Raw genomic sequence first — 5,873 nt, forward strand, 5'->3', positions numbered from 1 at the left:
ATAAGAGACAGGCTGGACGGCGGCACCGCCGGTGTTGCGGAACAGTTCGTCGGCTGCCGGGAGACTCACTCGGCGTGGCACCGGGCGAGCACCTCCCTGGCGAGCTGGCGGTAGGCGGCCGCGCCGACCGAGTTGGAGGCGTAGGTGGTGATGGGTTCGCCGGCGACGGTGGTCTCCGGGAAGCGCACGGTGCGGCCGATGACGGTGTGGTAGACGTTCTCGTCGAAGGCCTCGACGACGCGGGCGAGCACCTCGCGGCTGTGCACGGTCCGGGAGTCGTACATGGTGGCGAGGATGCCGTCCAGGCTGAGTTCGGGGTTGAGCCGCTCCTGGACCTTCTCGATGGTCTCGGTGAGCAGCGCGACACCGCGCAGCGCGAAGAACTCGCACTCGAGCGGCACGATCACCTTGTGCGCCGCGGTGAGCGCGTTGACGGTGAGCAGGCCGAGCGAGGGCTGGCAGTCGATGACGACGAAGTCGTAGTCGGGCAGCAGGGGTTGCAGGGCGCGTTGCAGTGACGATTCCCTGGCGACCTCGCTGACGAGCTGCACCTCGGCGGCCGAGAGGTCGATGTTGCTGGGGAGCAGGTCCATGCCGGCGACGGCGGTCTTGAGCAGTACCTCGTCCGGCGTCATGCCCCGCTCCATGAGCAGGTTGTAGACGGTGAGGTCGAGTTCCATCGGGTTGACGCCGAGGCCGACCGACAGGGCGCCCTGCGGGTCGAAGTCGACGAGGAGAACGCGGCGGCCGTACTCGGCGAGCGCGGCGCCGAGGTTGATGGTCGACGTGGTCTTGCCGACGCCGCCCTTCTGGTTGCACATCGCGATGATCTTGGCCGGGCCGTGTTCGGCGACCGGTCCGGGGATCGGGAAGTACGGCAGGGGGCGGCCGGTGGGGCCGATCCGCTCGCGGCGCTGGCGGGCGGCGTCCGGCGCGAGGGTCGCCGCGTACTCGGGGTCCGGTTCGAAGTCCGCGTCGGGGTCGTAGAAGTGACCCTCCGGCAGTTCGGTGTAGTCCGGGTGGACGTCAGCCTGGGCGGCGTCGCGGCCCCGGCGGCCGGGATCCGGGGCGTTCACGCCCTGCTGCTGGGTGTTCTGATCGACTGTCATGCTCGTGGGGTCCTGGTGGGCGGAGAAAGTGTGGACAGCGACGGAGCCGACAGCCTTGAGGCCCGCGGCCCCCTGGCCCGACGCGAGCGCTCCTGGTCGACCACCTCCGGGAGTAAATGTCGACTCATTCACAAGTCGTCTTACCTCCTTGGCGACCAGGGAACTTCTAGACAGGTCAGCGTGGCACTATGCCGACGGTTGGCGACTCTATGGCGTGTCGGCGGTTCGCAGCAACACAATCCGGCGGAGACGGCACGATGTGTCGGTAAGCGAGCACATGCTTGTCAAGGGCGCACGGGGGTCGCGCGTAAGGTTTCACCGGTGGGCGAATCGGTTAAACGGTCACGATCACGGCGAGTTGACGCCCTGTCGGGCCGCCGGCGACCAGGCCGGGGACGTAACCGGGAACACGTCACCGGCCGACCCCCGGAGTCGGGGGTCGGCCGGTGACGTGCGTCGGGTCACGTTGACGTCTGCCGTTGACACGACCGGCTCCCGGTCGGCAGGCGCCCTGACCGCCCACCGTCCGGGAGTCGCGCCGGTGCGTAGGGAATCAGCCGAGCAGGTCGGCCGGTTCGACCTGGTCCAGGCCGTGCGCCTCGGCGACCGGACCGTAGACGACCTTGCCGTCGTGGGTGTTGAGGCCCTTGGCCAGCGCCGGGTCGCGGCGCAGCGCCTCCACCCAGCCGCGGTTGGCGAGTTCGACGATGTAGGGCATCGTCGCGTTGGTCAGCGCGTAGGTCGAGGTGTTGGGCACCGCGCCGGGCATGTTGGCCACGCAGTAGAAGACCGAGTCGTGGACCTTGAAGGTCGGCTCGGCGTGCGTGGTGGGACGGGAGTCCTCGAAGCAGCCGCCCTGGTCGATCGCGATGTCGACAAGGACACTTCCCGGCTTCATCCGGGACACCAGCTCGTTGGTGACCAGCTTCGGGGCCTTGGCGCCCGGGATGAGCACGGCGCCGATGACCAGGTCGGCCTCCAGGACGGCGCGCTCGAGCTCGAAGGCGTTGGAGGCGATCGGGCGCACCTTCGTGCCGAAGATGCGGTCGGCCTCGCGCAGCTTGTTGATGTCACGGTCGAGCAGGGTCACGTGGAAGCCCATGCCGACGGCGATCTGGGTGGCGTTCCAGCCGGAGACACCGCCGCCGATCACCACCGCACGGCCCGCGTGCACGCCGGGCACACCGCCGGGCAGCACACCGCGGCCACCGGCGGAGGCCATCAGGTGGTAGGCGCCGACCTGCGGGGCGATACGGCCGGCCACCTCGGACATCGGGGCGAGCAGCGGCAGCGCGCGGTTCGCGGTCTCGACGGTCTCGTAGGCGATGGCGGTCGTACCGGACTCCAGGAGCGCGTCGGTGCACTCGCGGGAGGCGGCCAGGTGCAGGTAGGTGAAGAGGATCTGGTCCTTGCGGAGGCGGTGGTACTCCTCCGCGATGGGCTCCTTCACCTTCAGCAGCAGATCAGCGGTGGCCCACACCTCGTCCGCGGTGCCGAGGATGGTGGCACCGGCGGCTGTGTACTCCTCGTCTCCGATCGAGGAGCCGACTCCGGCGCCCTGCTCCACGTAGACCTGGTGGCCGTTGCGGACGAGTTCGTTCACGCCGGCCGGGGTGATGGCCACGCGGAACTCGTTGTTCTTGACCTCGCGGGGGATACCGACCTTCACGTCGATCACGGTCCTTGCTCTGGGGGTGCTGGTCGCGCCGCGCATCTGGCGAGTGCCCCGCTTTCCCGTGTTGCCCCACTTCACGCACCGATCGAGTACATGTGGGTACTCACCGGTACATGACGGGAAACAAGCGCTTACAAGGGGAATGCCGGAAGGCAGCCGGGATGACCACGACGCAGCCAGTCTAATGAAGGATCTGCTCGTGTCTAGCCTTGCAAAGGGTCAATCTTTCTCGATCTAGCCATGGATTTCGTAGGTCGAGCCCCACGTGTCCTGCTACGGACCGGACGAATCGGCCGTATCGCTCGCCTCGCCGGCGGCCTCAGCGGGCGCCGCGCCGCGCTCGCGGTCCCGGCCGCCCACGCCGCCGGCCGCCTCGGCGTCCAGTTCGGCGAGGAGCCGGTCGGCCCGGGCCCGGTGCCCCGCCGCGGTCGCGAACTCGCCCAACCGGTCACAGGTGTCCGCCAGCCGCAGGCTCAGTGCCGCCCGCAGCCGCCCGTCGCCGGCGCGGACCGCCCACTCCAGTGCCTCGTAGCAGGTCCGCAGGGAGTCCTCCGGACGTCCCGCGTACTCCTGCACCCTCGCCAGCTCGCCCAGCGCGCGGGCGCAGCCCTGCGGATCCCGTAGCCGTCGGTGGCCGGCGAAGGCCGCCCGCCAGGCGCCGAGCGCCTGCGCCCACTGCCCCGAGTACATCCGCACCGCGCCCAGCCGCCCGTACAGCCGGGTGGTGACGCCCACGTCGTCCCTGGTCTGGGCGAGCGCCAGCGCCCGGTCGAACCAGTCGGCGGCCCGCTGCCAGTCCTCCAGCTCCGCGTACGCGCAGCCCATCGAGTCCATCGCGCGGACGGCGGCCTCGTGCCAGCCCTCGCCGTCCGCGCGGGCGGCCTCCAGGGCGGCCCGGTAGCGCGCCAGGGCGTCCGGGAGGCGCCCGCAGCCGGCGTCCAGGTCGCCGAGGTTGAGCAGCGCGGCGGCTTTCTCCCGGTGCAGCCCCCGCCGCTCGGCCACGTCCAGCACAAGCTGGTGCAGCCGGTAGCGTTCGGGCGCGGCCTCCTCGGGGCTCCGGTGCGCCTCCAGGGCGCGGGCGAGGGCGGCGAGGTAGCGGCGGGCCAGGGTGTCCAGGTCGCCGCCGGCGACGACCTGCCGTGCCGCGGCGACCAGCGCGGGCAGTCGCCCGTCCAGCCAGCGGCGGGCCGCCTCGGCGGTGTCGAAGCGCATCGCCTTCGGCTCGGCCGCCAGCGTGCGGCGGTCCTCGGAGTCGGCCGGTTCGGTCACCGCCCGGCAGTTGTGCAGCAGCCGTACCGTGCGCTCCAGCATCCGGGCGCTGGCCAGCAGCACGTCGGCCGGCTTCTCCGCGCGTGCGAGTTCGGCGCGCAGCAGGGGGTCCAGGCAGCCGGGCACCTCGAACGCGCCGTCGCCGAGGGGGCGCAGCAACCCGGTCGCCGCGAACTCCTCGACCGCGGCGCGTGCGGCCGGCACCGAGCAGCCGGCGAGCGCGGACGCGGTGTGCGCGTCCACCAGCCCGCCCGGCGCGAGCGGCAGCAGCCGCAGCATCCGCGCCGGCGCCGGAGGCAGGGAGTCGAGCAGCAGGCCGAACGCGCGGGGCAGCGGTCCGCTCTCCTCGCGGGCCTCCATGGCGCGCGCCGCGTCGAGGACCGAGGCCTGCGGGTGGGCGGCGAGCCAGCCCGCGGCCAGCGTCAGCGCGGCCGGCAGGCGCCCGCACAGTTCGGCGAGGCGTTCGGCCGCGCGGGGGTCGACGGTGATTCTGATCTCGCCGCCGGAGCGGCGGGCGAGCAGGGTGCGCGCGGCGTCGCCGTCCAGGCCGCCGAGCGTGCAGGGCCGGACGTCGGGCACGCCCGTCAGCGGGCCCTCGGCGGTGACCACGACAAGGCAGCCACGGGTCTCCGGCAGGATCTCCACGACCTGCTCGGCGGCGGCCACGTCGTCGAGCAGCAGCAGCGCGCGCCGCTCCCGCAGGGTCACCCGCAGCAGTTCGGTGAGTTCGTCCTCGCCGGCGCCGGCGGGCGCCGGGACGCCCACGGCGTCGAGCAGGTCGCGGGCGATCCGCTCCAGCGGGACGACTCCGCCGCCGGGGTCGGTCAGCCTGGCCCGCAGGATCCCGTCCGGGTAGTCCCCGGCGACACGAGCGGCGAACTCCTCCGCCAGCGCGGTGCGGCCCGAGCCGGGGCGGCCGGCGATCAGCAGCACCCGGCAGCGGGCGGCGGGGCGGCCGGCCAGCGTGTCCAGCCCGGCGCGCTCGACATCGGCCGTCAGGTCGGCCAGCTCGCGCCGGCGGCCCGTCCATCCTTCTCGTCCGGCAGCCGCCCCGGGGACGCTGCTGTGCACCGCCTGATCCGTCACGGACCGAGCCTAGTCCAGGGCTCCGGACGCCCGCCCGTACGACAGGCGTGGAAGTCACCTCATCGGATCAACGTCCGCCGTCCCGTTGCCAGCGGGACGCGCGTCCCGTTACCGGGGGCCGCGCGTCCCGCCGCCGGGGCCGCGGTTCAGTACGGGCGGGCCGGCCAGGGCGCCTCGGCCTCCCGCAGCGCGTCCAGGTCGCCCTGGGCGCGGGCGGCGCCGACCGCCAGCACCCCGGCGACCAGGCAGCTGTTGTGCAGGTCGCCCGCGAGCACCCCGCGCACCAACTCGGCCAACGGGACCCGGCCGGTCTCCATGTCCGCCTCCTCGGCGTGGCCGACGTACCGCTCGCCGTCGGCGTCGGCCAGGTCGCGGGCGAGGAAGATCCGCACGGCCTCGTCGGAACCGCCCGGCGTGGTGTAGAGGTCGACCAGCACCCGCCAGTCGGCGGCCTTGACGTGCGCCTCCTCGTACAGCTCCCGCTGCACGGCGTGCAGCGGGTTCTCGCCGGGCACGTCGAGCAGGCCGGCCGGCAGCTCCCAGAGCTTGTGCCGGACCGGGTGCCGGTACTGGCGCAGCACCAGCACCCGGTCGTGCTCGTCGAGCGCGAGCACCGCGACGGAACCCGGGTGGGCCTGGTAGTCGCGTTCCATGACGCCGCCGTCGGGCATCTCCACCCGGTCGGTGACCATGCTGGTCTTGGCGCCGGTGAACGGGGTGCTGCTGGCCAGGAC

General features: G+C 72.7%; 4 protein-coding genes. All 4 read right to left on the reverse strand.

Translation table 11 applies throughout. The features are described 5' to 3' along the window. Positions 1–65 precede the first annotated feature (65 nt). The gene (locus GL263_RS19825) at positions 66–1,241 is read right to left on the reverse strand and encodes a ParA family protein (protein ID WP_182857084.1); all 1,176 of its coding nucleotides are present in this window, start codon (positions 1,239–1,241) and stop codon (positions 66–68) included. 421 nt (positions 1,242–1,662) lie between these two features. Beyond that, complete coding sequence (gene ald / locus GL263_RS19830) at positions 1,663–2,778, reverse strand: alanine dehydrogenase (protein ID WP_182857086.1); 1,116 nt, start codon at positions 2,776–2,778, stop codon at positions 1,663–1,665. A 279-nt stretch (positions 2,779–3,057) separates the two neighbouring features. Beyond that, the gene (locus tag GL263_RS19835) at positions 3,058–5,139 is read right to left on the reverse strand and encodes a tetratricopeptide repeat protein (protein ID WP_182857085.1); all 2,082 of its coding nucleotides are present in this window, start codon (positions 5,137–5,139) and stop codon (positions 3,058–3,060) included. A 146-nt stretch (positions 5,140–5,285) separates the two neighbouring features. Further along, a partial coding sequence (locus GL263_RS19840) for an NUDIX domain-containing protein (RefSeq protein ID WP_228456675.1) occupies positions 5,286–5,873 on the reverse strand: 588 nt, incomplete at its 5' end.

This window comes from Streptomyces durbertensis, assembly GCF_014156695.1.
In the GTDB taxonomy this organism is placed as follows: Bacteria; Actinomycetota; Actinomycetes; order Streptomycetales; family Streptomycetaceae; genus Streptomyces; species Streptomyces durbertensis.